Annotated in this window: 17 protein-coding genes; 9 read left to right on the top strand and 8 right to left on the bottom strand. The window is 69.8% G+C overall.

Going from position 1 to position 13,802, the window contains the following annotated elements; all coding sequences use genetic code 11:
* The first annotated feature begins 12 nt into the window (after positions 1 to 12).
* The 6 genes from QBJ89_RS16645 to QBJ89_RS16620 are packed head-to-tail and all read left to right on the top strand — an operon-like array spanning position 13 to position 3,556.
* A complete protein-coding gene (locus QBJ89_RS16645; RefSeq protein WP_277981593.1) occupies positions 13 to 912 on the top strand; it encodes a heme o synthase in 900 nt (299 codons plus the stop codon).
* Positions 909 to 1,046, top strand: coding sequence for a hypothetical protein (locus QBJ89_RS16640; RefSeq protein WP_223012649.1), 138 nt, complete (start codon positions 909 to 911; stop codon positions 1,044 to 1,046). Before QBJ89_RS16645 ends, QBJ89_RS16640 begins: the two co-directional genes overlap by 4 nt.
* 2 nt (positions 1,047 to 1,048) lie before the next feature.
* Positions 1,049 to 1,603: a cytochrome c oxidase assembly protein gene (locus QBJ89_RS16635; RefSeq protein WP_277981592.1), complete on the top strand. Its 555-nt coding sequence runs from the start codon at positions 1,049 to 1,051 to the stop codon at positions 1,601 to 1,603.
* Between the two features lie 35 nt (positions 1,604 to 1,638).
* On the top strand, positions 1,639 to 2,550 hold the full coding sequence (locus QBJ89_RS16630; protein ID WP_277981591.1) for a cytochrome c oxidase subunit 3: 912 nt from the start codon (positions 1,639 to 1,641) through the stop codon (positions 2,548 to 2,550).
* Positions 2,551 to 2,555: 5 nt separating this feature from the next.
* Complete coding sequence (locus QBJ89_RS16625; protein WP_277981590.1) at positions 2,556 to 2,930, top strand: DUF983 domain-containing protein; 375 nt, start codon at positions 2,556 to 2,558, stop codon at positions 2,928 to 2,930.
* Positions 2,927 to 3,556 (top strand): SURF1 family cytochrome oxidase biogenesis protein, encoded by a 630-nt coding sequence (locus tag QBJ89_RS16620; protein ID WP_277981589.1) that lies wholly within the window; start codon positions 2,927 to 2,929, stop codon positions 3,554 to 3,556. The genes QBJ89_RS16625 and QBJ89_RS16620 overlap by 4 nt, the downstream gene beginning before the upstream one ends.
* A 28-nt stretch (positions 3,557 to 3,584) precedes the next feature.
* Here the strand turns inward: QBJ89_RS16620 and QBJ89_RS16615 are convergent, their stop codons facing one another.
* Both QBJ89_RS16615 and QBJ89_RS16610 read right to left on the bottom strand, forming a co-directional pair.
* Positions 3,585 to 4,340: a molybdopterin-dependent oxidoreductase gene (locus QBJ89_RS16615; RefSeq protein ID WP_277981626.1), complete on the bottom strand. Its 756-nt coding sequence runs from the start codon at positions 4,338 to 4,340 to the stop codon at positions 3,585 to 3,587.
* On the bottom strand, positions 4,340 to 5,032 hold the full coding sequence (locus QBJ89_RS16610) for a cytochrome b/b6 domain-containing protein (protein WP_277981588.1): 693 nt from the start codon (positions 5,030 to 5,032) through the stop codon (positions 4,340 to 4,342). The genes QBJ89_RS16615 and QBJ89_RS16610 overlap by 1 nt, the downstream gene beginning before the upstream one ends.
* A 26-nt stretch (positions 5,033 to 5,058) precedes the next feature.
* Here QBJ89_RS16610 and QBJ89_RS16605 point away from each other — a divergent pair, with 26 nt between their 5' ends.
* Entirely contained in the window at positions 5,059 to 5,679 is a 621-nt protein-coding gene (locus QBJ89_RS16605; RefSeq protein WP_277981587.1) for a flavin reductase family protein, read from the top strand.
* Between the two features lie 282 nt (positions 5,680 to 5,961).
* Here QBJ89_RS16605 and QBJ89_RS16600 read toward each other — a convergent pair whose 3' ends face one another.
* The 4 genes from QBJ89_RS16600 to QBJ89_RS16585 form a co-directional block, all read right to left on the bottom strand.
* Positions 5,962 to 6,201, bottom strand: coding sequence for a DUF6894 family protein (locus tag QBJ89_RS16600; protein WP_277981586.1), 240 nt, complete (start codon positions 6,199 to 6,201; stop codon positions 5,962 to 5,964).
* Between the two features lie 132 nt (positions 6,202 to 6,333).
* The gene (locus QBJ89_RS16595) at positions 6,334 to 7,092 is read right to left on the bottom strand and encodes a sulfite exporter TauE/SafE family protein (RefSeq protein ID WP_223012642.1); all 759 of its coding nucleotides are present in this window, start codon (positions 7,090 to 7,092) and stop codon (positions 6,334 to 6,336) included.
* Positions 7,085 to 8,269, bottom strand: a complete 1,185-nt coding sequence (rlmN, locus tag QBJ89_RS16590) for a 23S rRNA (adenine(2503)-C(2))-methyltransferase RlmN (protein ID WP_223012641.1) — start codon at positions 8,267 to 8,269, stop codon at positions 7,085 to 7,087. Before rlmN ends, QBJ89_RS16595 begins: the two co-directional genes overlap by 8 nt.
* 204 nt (positions 8,270 to 8,473) lie before the next feature.
* Complete coding sequence (locus QBJ89_RS16585) at positions 8,474 to 8,941, bottom strand: hypothetical protein (RefSeq protein ID WP_277981585.1); 468 nt, start codon at positions 8,939 to 8,941, stop codon at positions 8,474 to 8,476.
* A 159-nt stretch (positions 8,942 to 9,100) separates the two neighbouring features.
* On the opposite strand from QBJ89_RS16585, the gene QBJ89_RS16580 reads away from it, so the two are divergent.
* Positions 9,101 to 9,715 (top strand): outer membrane protein, encoded by a 615-nt coding sequence (locus tag QBJ89_RS16580; RefSeq protein ID WP_277981584.1) that lies wholly within the window; start codon positions 9,101 to 9,103, stop codon positions 9,713 to 9,715.
* A gap of 241 nt (positions 9,716 to 9,956) precedes the next feature.
* Positions 9,957 to 11,060 carry a DNA polymerase III subunit beta gene (gene dnaN / locus QBJ89_RS16575; protein WP_277981583.1) on the top strand — a complete coding sequence of 368 codons (1,104 nt, stop codon included), beginning with the start codon at positions 9,957 to 9,959 and terminating at the stop codon, positions 11,058 to 11,060.
* Between the two features lie 54 nt (positions 11,061 to 11,114).
* On the opposite strand, the gene kdpC is transcribed toward dnaN, so the two are convergent.
* Positions 11,115 to 11,717, bottom strand: a complete 603-nt coding sequence (kdpC, locus tag QBJ89_RS16570; RefSeq protein ID WP_277981582.1) for a potassium-transporting ATPase subunit KdpC — start codon at positions 11,715 to 11,717, stop codon at positions 11,115 to 11,117.
* A 47-nt stretch (positions 11,718 to 11,764) separates the two neighbouring features.
* Complete coding sequence (gene kdpB / locus QBJ89_RS16565) at positions 11,765 to 13,798, bottom strand: potassium-transporting ATPase subunit KdpB (RefSeq protein WP_277981581.1); 2,034 nt, start codon at positions 13,796 to 13,798, stop codon at positions 11,765 to 11,767.
* Positions 13,799 to 13,802 lie beyond the last annotated feature (4 nt).

The raw sequence follows: 13,802 nt of genomic DNA, 5'->3' as shown, positions 1-13,802 counted from the left end.
GAGCGGCGGGCGATGACCACCGCCGCCCCTCTCCTGCCGCCGGCCGACTGGCGCGACTTCCTCGCGCTGACCAAGCCGCGCGTGATGACGCTCGTCGTGTTCACCGGCCTGTGCGGGATGCTCGCGGCGCCGGTGGCGGTCGATCCGGTGCTGGGCTTCACCGCGATCCTGTGCATCGCGCTCGGCGCCGGCGCGGCGGGGGCGCTCAACCAATGGTATGAGGCTGATCTCGACGCGGTGATGAAGCGCACCGCGGCGCGCCCGCTGCCCGCGGGGCGAATGGAGCGGCAGTCGGCGCTGCACTTCGGCGTCGGGCTCGGTGCCTTCTCGGTGATCCTGATGGGGCTGGCGGTGAACCTCGCCGCGGCGGCGATCCTCGCGGTCTCGATCCTGTTCTACGTGCTGATCTACACCGTGTGGCTGAAGCGCCGCACGCCGCAGAATATCGTGATCGGCGGCGCCGCGGGCGCCTTTCCGCCGCTGATCGGCTGGGCCGCTGCAACGGGCGAGGTGGCGCTGCTGCCGCTGCTGCTGTTCGCTTTGGTGTTCCTGTGGACCCCGCCGCATTTCTGGGCGCTCGCGCTGTTCGTGAAGACGGACTACGCCAATGCGGGCGTGCCGATGCTTCCCGTGGTGGCGGGCGAGCGCGTCACGCGGCGCCAGATCGGGCTGTACACCATCCCGATGGCGCTGGTGGCGGTGGCGCCCTGGCCGCTCGGGCTCGCGGGGCCGGTCTATGGCGTGGTGGCGACCGCGATGACCGCGGTGTTCGCGCTGCTCGCCGCCTTGGTCGCCGCCGGTCGGACCAGTGCGGTGAAGCCGATGCGTCACGAGAAGCAACTGTTCGGCTTCTCGATCCTGTACCTGTTCGTCGTATTCGGAGCGCTCGTGGTGGATCGGTGGGTGGCATGACGCCGGAGGAACAACAGCTCGTCCAGAAGCGGCAGAAGGCGCGCGCGATCGTGGTGGCGGTGCTGCTCGCCGCCTTCGTGGTGCTGATCTTCTTCATCACCATCGCCAAGATCCACCAGGGCATGGGGCATTGAGCGTGCCGCGGCCGTTCCTGGGGCTCACGCGCACCGGCCGCACCGCGCTGCTGGCGGTGCTCGGCATCTGCTTCATGACCGGGCTCGCCTTCGCCAGCGTGCCGCTCTACCGGCTGTTCTGCCAGGCGACCGGGCTCAACGGCACCACCGGCCGCGCCGAGCGCGCGCCGGGCGGCGTCCACCGCTTGATCACGATCGCGTTCGACGCCAACACCAGCCCCAAGCTGCCGTGGCGCTTCCAGCCCGAGCGCGAGCAGGAGGTGGTGGAGATCGGCGCGCGCGACATGGCCTTCTTCGCCGCCACCAGCCGCGCCGCGCAGGAGACGACGGGCACCGCGACCTACAACGTCACCCCCGCGATTGCGGGCAAATATTTCACCAAGATCCAGTGCTTCTGCTTCACGCAGCAGACGCTCAAGGCGGGCGAGTCGCAGCGCATGCCGGTGATCTTCTACGTCGATCCCGCGATCCTCACCGATCCGGACACCAAGGACGTGCAGACGATCACGCTCTCCTACACATTTTACCCGGTGGATTCCGCCGGGCGAGCGGGCTAGACGAGAGCCGATAAGCGAAACGGGGAGAGCCGCGCATGGCGGGTGCCAAGAACCACGAGTACCACATCCTGCCGCCCAGCCCCTGGCCGCTGCTCAGCTCGATGGCGGCGCTGGTGCTGGCGACCGGCGGCATCATGTACATGCACTCCGCCACCGCGGGCGGCTGGGTCTTCCTGATCGGCCTCGCCGCGGTGCTGTTCTGCATGTACGGCTGGTGGCATCAGGTGATCCGCGAGGCGCATGCCGGCGATCATACGCCGGTGGTGCAGCTTCACTTCCGCTACGGCATGATCCTGTTCATCGCCTCCGAGGTGATGTTCTTCGTCGGCTGGTTCTGGGCCTTCTTCGACTTCTCGCTCTTCCCCACCGCCATGTCCTTCGTCGACGGTCAGGTGGAGCGCGCGACCGAGGGCGCCGCGGCGATCGCCGCGACATGGCCGCCCAAGGGGCTGGAGGTGATCAATCCCTTCGAGTTCCCGCTGCTCAACACGCTGATCCTGCTGTGCTCGGGCACCACGGTGACGTGGGCGCACCACGCGCTGATTCACGACCAGCGCGGCGGCGAGAAGCGCGGCTTCTGGGGCCTGCTCGGCGTCGGCGACCGCGACGGCGTGCTCAAGGGGCTGTGGCTGACGGTGGTGCTCGGCGTGCTGTTCAGCAGCATCCAAGCCTATGAGTACATGCACGCGCCCTTCCCGTTCAAGGGCATCAACTACGGCGCCGCCTTCTTCATGGCGACCGGCTTCCACGGCTTCCACGTGCTGGTCGGCACGATCTTCCTGATCGTCAACCTGATCCGCGCCTACAACGGCGCCTTCACGCCGCGGCAGCATTTCGGCTTCGAGGCGGCCGCCTGGTACTGGCATTTCGTCGACGTGGTGTGGCTGTTCCTGTTCGTCACCATCTACGTCTGGGGTGGCTGGGGCGCGCCGGTCCACGCGGGCTAAGCCGCATGTCGGGCGAGGAGCGGATCGCGCCGCGCCCGCTCGACGTCGGGCTGAAGGGACTGTGCCCGCGCTGCGGCGCGCCGACGCTGTTCGCCGGCCTGTTGCGCTTCGCCGAACAGTGTAGCGCCTGCGGGCTGCGCCTCGCCGATTTCAACGTCGGCGACGGCCCCGCCGCTTTCCTTACCCTGATCTGGGGCACGATCGTGGTCGCGCTGGCGATCACGCTCGAGCTCTCGCTGGCCCCGCCCTGGTGGGTTCACGCGCTGCTGTGGGTGCCGCTGACGCTCGCCGGGGTGATCGGCTCGCTGCGGCTGGCGAAGGGCTGGCTGATCGCGGCCGAGTATCGCAACGCCGCGCGCGAGGGGCGGGTGACGGAATGAGGCGGGTGCCGATCGTGCCGACGCTGCTGGTCGCGCTCGCCGCGGCGGCGATGGTGGCGCTGGGGCTGTGGCAGCTGCTTGAGCGAAAGCCGCAGAAGGAGGCGCTGCTGGCGCAGCTCGCCGCCAACCCACGCCTGCCCGCGGTCGCCTTCCCGCGCTTCCCCGACGAGACGTTGCTGTTCCGCCGCGCGAGCGCCTTCTGCCTCCAGCCGGTCGGGTTCGAGCGCGCGGGGGCGGGCGCGGCGGGGTTCCGCGTGATCGCGATGTGCCGCACCGGCGCCGAGGGACCGGGGCTGCGGGTGCAGATCGGCACGACGCGCGACGTCAAGGCGACACCGGTGTGGCGCGGCGGCGCGGTGAGCGGCTGGATCGCCCATGCGCCCGACTCGCGTCCGCTGATCGCGACGGTGATGGCGCCGCGCGCGCGCGAGCTGATGCTGGTGAGCGACCGCCCCGCGACGGGGCTGGCGGCGAACACACCGCCCGATCCCGCGAGCATGCCCAACAACCACCTCGCTTATGCGGTGCAATGGTTCCTGTTCGCGGGTGTGGCGGTGGTGGTCTATGTCGTCGCGCTGCGGCGGCGGGGAGACGGGCGGACGAACCCGAAAGATCCTCCCCGCTAGCGGGTAAGAAACAGGTCACCTCACCCGTTCAGATCCCCGCCCACCAGTCGTAGTCGACATTGTCTTCCCAATAGCCCCCGCGCCCCTTGCCGATTCCGGCGAGCGACTCCACCGCGGTGACGCGCATGAGATACTTGGCCTGCTTGTAGCCGAGCTGGCGCTCGACCCGCAGCCGTAGCGGCGCGCCGTGGCCGACGTCTAGGAAGCGGTCGTTCATCGCCCAAGCGAGGATCGTCTGCGGATGGAAGGCGTCGACCAGGTCGATCGACTCGTAATACGGCGCGCCGCCATAATAGTCCGCGCAGGTGAAGACGATGTAACGCGCGCGCTCGCTCAGCCCGGCGGCGCGCAGCACCTCGCCCAGCCGCGGCCCCTGCCACTTGCCGATCGCGCTCCACCCCTCGACGCAGTCGTGCCGCGTGATCTGCGCCCGCTGCGGAAAGGCGCCGAGGTCGCGCAACGACAAAGCGAGCGGCCTCGCCACCATCCCGTCCACCGTCAGCCGCCAGTCGGCGAAGCGCTCGGCGCGCAATGCGGCGTACGCGTCGGTGCCCGGGTCGCGCGTGCCGTTGGTGCGGAAGCGCGGCGACATCTGATCGGGGCGGAACTCGGGCGCGAGCGCGTTACGGTTGAACAGCGCGCGCTGGAGCCCGCGGTGGATATCCTCGCCCTTGAACAGGATCGTGCGGACCTCGGGCTGCTGGACGACGCGGTCGCACGCACCGAGCAGCAGCGCGCTGCCCCCCGCCGCGCCGCGCGCGAGCAGCTGACGCCGGTGCCACATCACTCCGGCACCCGCCACCAGCCGGTGATCATCGAGCGCAGCTCGTTGCCCACGCCAGCGAGGATCACCAGCGTCAGGTGCACCACGGTGAACAGCGCCAGCCCCGCCATCGCGAGGAAGTGGAGCGAGCGCGCCGACTGGCGCCCGCCGAACAGCTCGAGCAGCCACGGCCAGGCCGCGTCCATCCCCGGCGAGAGCGCCAGCCCGGTGAGGATCACCAGCGGCAGCAGCACGAAGATCACCGCGACGTAGCTCAGCTTCTGCAGGACGTTATACTCGCCCGGCGCCTCCGGATCGTGGAAGCGCAGGTCGAGGTGCGCGCGCACGTCGGCGACGATGTGCGCTGGAGCGAGGTCGCGGCGGCGCAGGCGCAGGTCGCGCTGGATATGACGGTTGAGGAGGCTCACGAACAGGTAGCCGAGCAGCGAGAAGGCCAGCACCAAAGCGAAGAACAGGTGCCAGCGACGCGAGATCGCGAGATTGTAGCTCGCCGGGATCGTCAGCCAGGCGGGGAAGCGCGGCAGCTGCGCCCAGGCATGATCGAAATTGGCGCCGTAGCGTCCCCAGTAGAGCCGGGGATGCGCATTGGAAATGCCCAGCCCCGAGCCGATCAGCACGATCACCGCGACCGCGTTGAGCCAGTGCCACACGCGCGTGGCAAGCCGGTGACGGCGAATGGCGGTTGCACCCATGTCCCCGTCCTAGCAGAGGTTAGGTCATGACCGAATGGCATTTCTACGAGCCCGCCCGGGGCCACGGCCTGCGCCACGATCCGCTCAACGCGATCGTCGCACCGCGCCCGATCGGCTGGATCAGCACCGTTTCGCACGCCGGCGTGCGCAACCTGGCACCGTACAGCTTCTTCAACCTGTTCAACTACAAGCCGCCGATCGTCGGGTTCTGCTCGGTGGGCGCCAAGGACTCGCTGGCGAACACGCGCGAGACCGGCGAGTTCGTGTGGAACCTGGCGACCCGCGACCTCGCCGAGGCGATGAACGCGTCCTCTGCGATGGCGCCGCCCGACGTGGACGAGTTCGCGCTGGCGGGGCTGGAGACGCTCCCCTCCGCCAGGGTGCGCCCGCCGCGCGTCGCGACGAGCCCGGTGCAGTTCGAATGCGTGGTTACCCAGATCGTACAGCTCGAGGCGAGCGGCGGCGGCTCGCTGTCCGCGTGGCTGGTGCTGGGCGAAGCGGTGGCGGTGCACGTCGACCGCGCGCTGATCCAGGACGGCGTCTACCAGACCGCGCGCGCGCGGCCGATCACGCGGGGCGGCGGGCCAGCGGACTATTTCGAGATCACGCCCGAGCAGCTGTTCCGGCTGGAGCGGCCGACGGGCTGAGCGACGGGGTGATGAACTCCTCCCCGCACGTAAGCCGCCGCCTTCCCGCGAGCGACAGGCCGATCGCATCGGGCGGTTCAGGCGACTTCCGCGCACCAAGACCTATTCCGTCGTCCCGGCCAAGACCCGGGATCCACGGTGCCGCGCACGCCCTCGCTGTTGTTCTCGGCGAAACATGGATTGCGGACCAAGTCGGGGATGGCGACTGGCGTGAAGCGTCCGGCGCGTCGCACGGTGCTATGCGATAGCCCTCCCCCTCTCACGAGCGGGGAGGATCGATATCTAAGTCGCCGGCTCCGTCCTCACGGTCGCGACAACCACGGCGAACAGCAATCCGCCGTCGGCGTCGACCAGCTCGACCCGCCACTCCTCGCCGCGTAGCAGCGCATCCACCTCGTCGCGCACCACATCGGCGGCGAACCGCACTGCCGCCGCACGGGCGTCGGCCAACGTGCTGAATTCCTGACCGATCGCGTCGGGGTGCGAGATGCCGTCGCGCACGTTGAAGAAATAGCGCTGCATCAGCGGCTCCTTTCCGCCCAGCTAGCCTTGACCTAGATCAATGGTCGTCAACGAAGGTTAGGAAGGTCGCCATTTCTCGCGCGACTCCGACGCGATCGTCTGATCGAGGTGAGGGCGCGCGCCGCGTCGGCCTCAGCCGTAGGCGCGCCAGAAGAACACCGCGGTGGTGGCGGCGGTGACCAGGATCGTCCAGCCGCGCACCACGCCCGCGGGCAGCCGCTTGCCCACGCTCGCGCCGGCCCAGCCGCCGACGATCCCGCCGAGCAGCATCGGCGCCCCCGCCTGCCAGCGCACCAGCCCGGTGGTGATAAACACCAGTGCCGCCGCGGCATTGGCCATCGCCAGCATCAGCGTGCGCGGGGCGAACAGCGCGCGCGGGCTGGCACCGGCGAGCAGCCCATAGGTGGCGGTGAGCATGATCCCGACGCCGCCGCCGAAATAGCCGCCATAGGTGCCGAGCAACGCCTGCGCGACGAACAGGCTGCGCCGCCCGATGGTGACTCGCCGCGCCAGCCACGCCGCCCCGGCGGGCCCGAACACGATCGCGACCAGCGCCACCAGCAGCAGCCACGGCACGATCAGGTCGAAGGCGTGACCGGGCGTGACCACCAGCAGGGTGCTCCCGATCAGACCGGCGACGAAGGTCACCGCCGCGAGCCGGCGCAGCGACACGCCCGCGACCGGGCCGAGCTCGTCGCGGAAGCTCCACACGCTCGCGCCCGCGCCGGGCAGCAGCGCGACATTGGAGGTGGCGTTGGCGATATTGGCGGGCAGCCCCAGCCCGAGCAGCGCCGGCAGCGTGGCGAAGGTGCCGCCGCCCGCCAGCGCGTTCATCGCGCCGCCGACCGCGCCCGCCCCGGCCGCCAGCGCGACCGCGCCCCACTCAGCCAAGCGCCGCCTGCTTCTCCGCCGCGATCCGGTCGAGCTCGGCGCGGCTCTTCTTCTCGGCCGCGGTCTTGAGCTGGCCGCAGGCGGCGTCGATGTCGCGGCCGCGCGGGGTGCGCACCGGGGCGGAGATGCCGCCTTCGAAGATGATCTCGCTGAAGCGGCGCACGCGCTCGGGCGTCGACGTCTCGTAGGCCGCGCCGGGCCAGGGATTGAACGGGATCAGGTTCACCTTGGCGGGCAGCTGATAGTGGCGCAGCAGCCGCACCAGCTCGTGCGCCTCCGCGTCCGAGTCGTTCTTGTCCTTGAGCATCACGTACTCGAAGGTGATGCGGCGCGCGTTGTTGGCGCCGGGATAGTCGGCGCAGGCCTGGAGCAGTTGCTCGATGCCGTATTTGCGGTTGAGCGGCACGATCTCGTCGCGCACCTCCTTGGTCACCGCGTGGAGCGACACCGCGAGATTGACCCCGATCTCCTCGCCCGCGCGCGCCATCATCGGCACCACGCCCGAGGTCGAGAGCGTGATGCGGCGCTTGCTGAGCGCGAGGCCGTCGCCGTCCATCACCAGCTTGAGCGCGTCGCGCACCGCGTCGAAATTGTAGAGCGGCTCGCCCATGCCCATCATCACGATGTTGGTGAGCATGCGGCCCTCGGGCTGGCTCGGCCACTCGCCGAGCGAGTCGCGCGCCAGCATCACCTGGCCGACGATCTCGCCCGCGGTGAGGTTGCGCACCAGCCGCATCGTGCCGGTGTGACAGAAGGTGCAGTTGAGCGTGCAGCCGACCTGGCTCGACACGCAGAGCGTGCCGCGATCGGCGTCGGGGATGAACACCGCCTCGTAATCCTGCCCGTCGGGGGAGCGCAGCAGCCATTTGCGCGTGCCGTCGCTGGAGACCTGCGCCTCCACCACCTCGGGGCGGCCGATGACGAAGCGCTCAGTCAGCCACGGATGCTGCGCCCTGGCGATGTCGGTCATCAGCGCGAAGTCGGTGGCGCCGCGATTGTAGATCCAGTGCCAGATCTGCTTGGCGCGCAGCTTGGCCTGGCGCGGCTCGAGCCCGGCGGCGGCGAGCGTCTCGCGCAGCTGGTCCTTGGACAGGCCGATCAGGTCGACGCGACCGTCGGGGCGCGTCACCGCGGCGCGCGGGACGGGCACGGGATCGATGTGCCCGGGGATGGGCATGGGGGCGGCCGGCTCTGTCAGCATCGCGCGCACATAGGCGATGTGAGCGGAACTTTCCAGTTCGGCGTGGGGCGCCCCTTCTCCCTACCCTTCAGGCGAAGGCTGGGGTGGGGCGTTGCCGCGGGCAGCGCGGTCGTTTACCGAGTGGCGCGCTTGCGGCACGGCCCCACCCCCGCCCCCCTCGCGGGGAGAGGAGTCACATTCTTACCCGCCCGCGCACCCCAGCTGCGCCGCGTCGATCGCGGTAGGGGCGCCCGCAAGCGTGTAGCTGTCCGCGATCGGCCGTCCCGCGCGGTCGGAGGTGGTCAGCGTCATCAGCCGTCCCGCTCGCAAGGCGGCGACGATCGCGCGGTCGGTCGCGGCGTCGGGCGCGCGCGCGCTCGCCAGATCGCCCGTCAGCCCGAAGCGGCGCTCGCCCACCGCCAGCGTCACGCGCGCGTCGGGGCCGCGCGGGCGCGACAGGCGGAAGTACACGCTGGGCGTGCGAGTCGCCCCCGCGCGCGCCACCACACTGGCGAAACCGCCGCGGCGATCGGTGGTGCCGTCGTCGCGCACCGGCTGCGCGATCGCGAAGCAGTGCGGCGGCACGCCCTCGCGCAGCGCCGCCCAGCGCTCCCACACGCCGAGGGCGCCGCGCTCCGCCGCCAGCGCCAGCGTCGTCGCAATCAGCAAGATCCTGCCCCCATTCGCGCCTCCTCCGCCTCACCTATGAAGCGCTGTGGCCCATGAGCAACGATTTTTTCTGTTTATGTGAGGTTCATGCAACGTCGTGGGCGGTAACTAATTGACCCCGCACGCCCCAGGGTCGGGGCGAGAGGACTGGAGTGAGACATGCGTAAGTTTGCATTTGCCACCGCCGCGGCCGCGTTCGGCGTCGCGTTGGCAACCCCCGCGCTGGCACAGAACGGCGACTTCAGCGGCCCGCGGCTTGAGGCGCTCGCCGGCTACGACAATCTGCGCGACGGCGGCAACGGCGATTCCGAGGGCCGCGAGGGCTTCAGCTACGGCGCGCTGCTCGGCTACGATATTCAGAACGGCAACATCGTCTACGGGATCGACGGCGAGATCACCGACGCGACCACCAAGAGCCGCAGCTACAATGAGGTGACCGCAGGCGACCGCTTCTCGGTCGAGGCCGGGCGCGACCTCTATATCGGCGGCCGGCTCGGCTACGTGATCTCGCCCGCGGCGATGATCTACGCCAAGGGCGGTTACACCAACGCGCGGGTCGAAAGCCGCTACCAGCCCAATACCGGCGCGGACAGCGAGCTGGTCGAAAAGGCCGACCTGGACGGCTTCCGCCTCGGCGCCGGGCTCGAGTATAAGCTCACCCCGACCGCCTTCGTGAAGGGCGAGTATCGCTACTCGCATTATGGCGAGATCGAGGGCTACAACATCGACCTCGACCGCCATCAGCTGATGGCCGGCCTCGGCATCCGCTTCTAAGGATCGGCCGGTGAGGCGAGGCCGGCACCGCGGCGATCGCGCTCCTGCGCACGCGCGAGCCCGGAGCCGAGAACGCTGACCTGCGTGACCCTGGGTTCCTGCGTTCGCAGGAACACGGGGCGCACCACGCACTCATATAGACGCGAAGGGTCGGGGCGCTTGCTCCGGCCCTTCACTTTTGGCTAGGACGATCCGGCCAATTGCCCCTGGTGAGTGACCTGCGGGCCCGGGGGACGTGACGATGAAGGCGACGATCGAACGCGCGACGCTGCTCAAGGGGCTGAGCCACGTGCAATCGGTGGTGGAGCGCCGCAACACCATCCCGATCCTCTCCAACGTGCTGCTTGAGGCCACCGCCGAGGGGCAGCTGCGGCTGATGGCGACGGATCTCGACCTCCAGATCAACGAAAGCGTTGCTGCCGCGGTCGACCAGCCGGGCGCCACCACCATCTCCGCGCACACCTTGTTCGACATCGCGCGCAAGCTGCCGGAAGGGTCGCAGGTATCGCTCGCCGCCGCGGATGGTCGCGTCACGATCGTGGCGGGGCGCGCGCGCTTCTCGCTCGGCACGCTGCCGCGCGACGATTTCCCGGTGATCGCCGAGGGCGAGTTGCCGGTGCAGTTCGAGCTGCCGGTCGATACGCTCAAGCAGATCATCGACAAGACCCGCTTCGCCATCTCCACCGAGGAGACGCGTTACTATCTCAACGGCATCTTCCTCCACGTCGCCGAGGGCGTGCTCAAGGCCGCGGCGACCGATGGCCACCGGCTGGCGCGCGTGACGGTCGACCAGCCCGAGGGCGCCGCCGACATGCCCGACGTGATCGTGCCGCGGAAGTGCATCGCCGAGCTGCGCAAGCTGCTCGACGAGGTGGACGGCTCGGTCGGCGTGTCGCTGTCGGGCACCAAGATCCGCTTCGATCTCGGCAGCGCGATCCTCACCTCCAAGCTGATCGACGGGACCTTCCCTGACTACAGCCGCGTGATCCCAACCGCCAACGACAAGATCCTCAAGCTCGATCCGAAGAGCTTCATGCAGGGGGTCGACCGCGTCTCGACGATCGCCACCGAGAAGACCCGCGCGGTCAAGATGGCGCTCGATCGCGACAAGATCACCTTGTCGGTGACCAGCCCGGAGAACGGCACCGCCGCCGAGGAAGTGCCCGGCGACTATGCCGCGATGCCGTTCGAGATCGGCTTCAACAGCCGCTACCTGCTCGACATCCTCGGCCAGATCGACACCGACCTGGTGGAGGTCCACCTCGCCGACGCTGCCGCGCCGACGCTGATCCGCGAAAACGACAAGAGCCCCGCTCTCTACGTGCTGATGCCGATGCGGGTGTGAGGCGCCGTCCCGCGAGCCGCTTGGCTCGCGGGATAAGGTGGCATTCGGCGATCGTCAGCGGACGGCAGGTCGCACGTCGGCAACGACGCCCGACAGCGAGTCCAGCGCGTGGTTTAGCGCGAGCAGGTTGACGTGCGCGGCACCGAGGATGGGATCCTCCGCCTGCGCCGCGACGAGCGCGCGTAGCCGCTCCACCGTCAGCCCGCGCACCCGCGCGATCCGCGGCGCCTGCGCCAGCGCGCTCGCCGGCGAGAGATCGGGATCGAGCCCCGAGCCGCTCGCCGTCACCAGATCGGCCGGCAAGGGGCCCGCGACGCCCTCGCCGCGCCGCTTGACGATATCAGCCTTGACGCGGTCGACGAGCAGCTGGCTTGCCGGGCCGAGGTTGGAGCCCGAGGAGGACAGGCCGTCATAGCCCTTGCCTGCCGCCGACGGCCGGCTCTGGAAATAGCGGTCGGCGGTGAAGGCCTGGCCCAGCACGGTCGAGCCGATCACCTTGCCGTGCGCGTCGTGCACCAGGCTGCCGTTCGCCTGGCGCGGGAAGAGCGTCTGGCCCAGCCCGGTCATCGCCAGCGGGTAGAGCAGGCCGAGCAGCGCGGCGAAGAGCAGCGTCAGCACGATCGCGGGGCGCAGCGCGGAAGAGAGATCCTTGGTCATGTCATTCCTTCTTCTTGCCCCTCCCTTTCAGGGGAGCGGGAGTAGCGTCACGCCAGCCCCAGCCCGCCCACGACCAGGTCGATCAGCTTGATGCCGACGAACGGGGCGAGCAGGCCGCCGAGGCCGTAGACCGCGAGGTTGCGCGCCAGCAGCGGGCCCGCCGCCATCGGACGATACGCCACCCCCCTGAGCGCCAGAGGCACCAGCAGCGGGATGATCAGCGCGTTGAAGATGATCGCGCTGAGGATCGCCGACTGCGGGGTCGCCAGCCCCATCACGTTGAGCACGCCGAGTCCCGGATAGAGCGCGACGAACATCGCCGGGATGATCGCGAAATATTTCGCCACGTCGTTCGCCACCGAGAAGGTGGTGAGCGCGCCGCGCGTCATCAGCAGCTGCTTGCCGAGCCCGACCACCTCGATCAGCTTGGTCGGATCGCTGTCGAGGTCGACCATGTTGCCCGCCTCGCGCGCCGCCTGCGTGCCCGTGTTCATCGCCACGCCGACGTCGGCCTGCGCCAGCGCCGGCGCGTCGTTGGTGCCGTCGCCGCACATCGCCACGAGCTTGCCGCCGGTCTGCTCCTGGCGGATCAGCGCCAGCTTGTCCTCCGGCGTGGCCTGCGCGAGGAAGTCGTCCACCCCTGCCTCCGCGGCGATCGCCGCGGCGGTGAGCGGATTGTCACCGGTGATCATCACGGTGCGGATGCCCATCGTGCGCAGCTCACCGAAGCGCTCGCGGATCCCGGCCTTGACCACGTCCTTGAGGAAGATCGCGCCGAGCAGGCGGCCGTCGCGTGCCACCGCCAGCGGGGTGCCGCCGGCGCGCGCGATCTCGTCGGTGATGCGGCGCAGCTCGGTCGCTGCGGCGGTCTCGCCCGCGCCCGCGTTGGCGCGCAGGATCGAGTCGACCGCACCCTTCTGGATCAGCGTCTCGCCGATGCGAACGCCCGAGACGCGGGTCTGCGCGGTGAAGGCGATCACCTCGGCGCCCGCGGGCATCGGCCGCTGCAGCCCGAACCGGTCGCGTGCCAGCACCACGATCGAGCGACCTTCCGGGGTTTCGTCGGCGAGGCTGGCGAGCAGCGCGGCCTCGGCCAGCTCGACGTCGCTGGCACCGCCGACGCTGCGGAACTCGCTCGCCTGGCGGTCGCCGATCGTGATCGTGCCGGTCTTGTCGAGTAGCAGCACGTCGACGTCGCCCGCCGCCTCGACCGCGCGGCCCGATTTGGCGAGCACGTTGAAGCGCACCAGCCGGTCCATGCCGGCGATTCCGATCGCCGAGAGCAGCGCCGCGATCGTGGTGGGGATCAGCGTGATCAGCAGCGCGGCCAGGATCGCCACCGGGATGCTGCCGCCGGTGTAGGCGGCGAAGCCCGGGATCGTCGCGACCGCGATCAGGAAGATGATCGTCAGCCCGACGAGCAGCACGGTCAGCGCCACCTCATTCGGCGTCTTCTGCCGCTCGGCGCCCTCGACGAGCGCGATCATGCGGTCGAGGAAGCCTTTGCCCGGCTCCACCGTGACCTTGACGCGGATCTCGTCGGAGATGACGCGCGTCCCCGCGGTCACCGCCGAGCGGTCGCCGCCCGCCTCGCGGATCACCGGCGCGCTCTCGCCCGTGATCGCGGCCTCGTTGACCGAGGCGACGCCGGCGACAACGTCGCCGTCGGAGGGGATCAGGTCACCTGTCTCGACCAGCACGATGTCGCCGACCCGAAGCTGGCTCGCCGCCACCTCGTCGTAGGCGCGCCCGTCGCCCTTCAGCCGCTTGGCGCTGAGCTCGGCCTTGGTGGCGCGCAGGCTCGCCGCCTGCGCCTTGCCGCGCCCCTCCGCCAGCGCCTCGGCGAAGGTGCCGAACAGCACCGTCAGCCATAGCCACACCACCAGCTGTGCCTTGAACGCGAGCGTCAGCCCGTCGCCGCCGATGTTGATCGTGACCGTCAGCAGCGTCGCCACGCACGCGGTCACGAACATGACCGGGTTGCGGATCAGCTCCTTCGGGTTGAGCTTGAGGAAGCTCGCCGTGATCGCGGGCACGACGAGGTCGGCCGTGAACAGGCTCTTGGTCTGGGTCTTCGCCATGTTG

Origin of the sequence: Sphingomonas phyllosphaerae (assembly GCF_029623345.1) — a bacterium.
Taxonomy (GTDB): Bacteria; Pseudomonadota; Alphaproteobacteria; order Sphingomonadales; family Sphingomonadaceae; genus Sphingomonas; species Sphingomonas phyllosphaerae_C.
This window is presented reverse-complemented; position numbering and strand designations above follow the sequence as displayed.

Excerpts from the sequence above, each read along its gene's own strand:
- rlmN (WP_223012641.1), bottom strand. The coding sequence starts at position 8,269 with ATGCCCATCCCCGGGCACATCGATCCCGTGCCCGTCCCGCGCGCCGCG.
- QBJ89_RS16645 (WP_277981593.1), top strand. The coding sequence starts at position 13 with ATGACCACCGCCGCCCCTCTCCTGCCGCCGGCCGACTGGCGCGACTTC.
- QBJ89_RS16620 (WP_277981589.1), top strand. The coding sequence starts at position 2,927 with ATGAGGCGGGTGCCGATCGTGCCGACGCTGCTGGTCGCGCTCGCCGCG.
- QBJ89_RS16615 (WP_277981626.1), bottom strand. The coding sequence starts at position 4,340 with ATGTGGCACCGGCGTCAGCTGCTCGCGCGCGGCGCGGCGGGGGGCAGC.
- QBJ89_RS16610 (WP_277981588.1), bottom strand. The coding sequence starts at position 5,032 with ATGGGTGCAACCGCCATTCGCCGTCACCGGCTTGCCACGCGCGTGTGG.
- QBJ89_RS16600 (WP_277981586.1), bottom strand. The coding sequence starts at position 6,201 with ATGCAGCGCTATTTCTTCAACGTGCGCGACGGCATCTCGCACCCCGAC.
- QBJ89_RS16580 (WP_277981584.1), top strand. The coding sequence starts at position 9,101 with ATGCGTAAGTTTGCATTTGCCACCGCCGCGGCCGCGTTCGGCGTCGCG.
- QBJ89_RS16630 (WP_277981591.1), top strand. The coding sequence starts at position 1,639 with ATGGCGGGTGCCAAGAACCACGAGTACCACATCCTGCCGCCCAGCCCC.
- QBJ89_RS16625 (WP_277981590.1), top strand. The coding sequence starts at position 2,556 with ATGTCGGGCGAGGAGCGGATCGCGCCGCGCCCGCTCGACGTCGGGCTG.
- kdpB (WP_277981581.1), bottom strand. The coding sequence starts at position 13,798 with ATGGCGAAGACCCAGACCAAGAGCCTGTTCACGGCCGACCTCGTCGTG.
- dnaN (WP_277981583.1), top strand. The coding sequence starts at position 9,957 with ATGAAGGCGACGATCGAACGCGCGACGCTGCTCAAGGGGCTGAGCCAC.
- QBJ89_RS16605 (WP_277981587.1), top strand. The coding sequence starts at position 5,059 with ATGACCGAATGGCATTTCTACGAGCCCGCCCGGGGCCACGGCCTGCGC.
- QBJ89_RS16640 (WP_223012649.1), top strand. The coding sequence starts at position 909 with ATGACGCCGGAGGAACAACAGCTCGTCCAGAAGCGGCAGAAGGCGCGC.
- kdpC (WP_277981582.1), bottom strand. The coding sequence starts at position 11,717 with ATGACCAAGGATCTCTCTTCCGCGCTGCGCCCCGCGATCGTGCTGACG.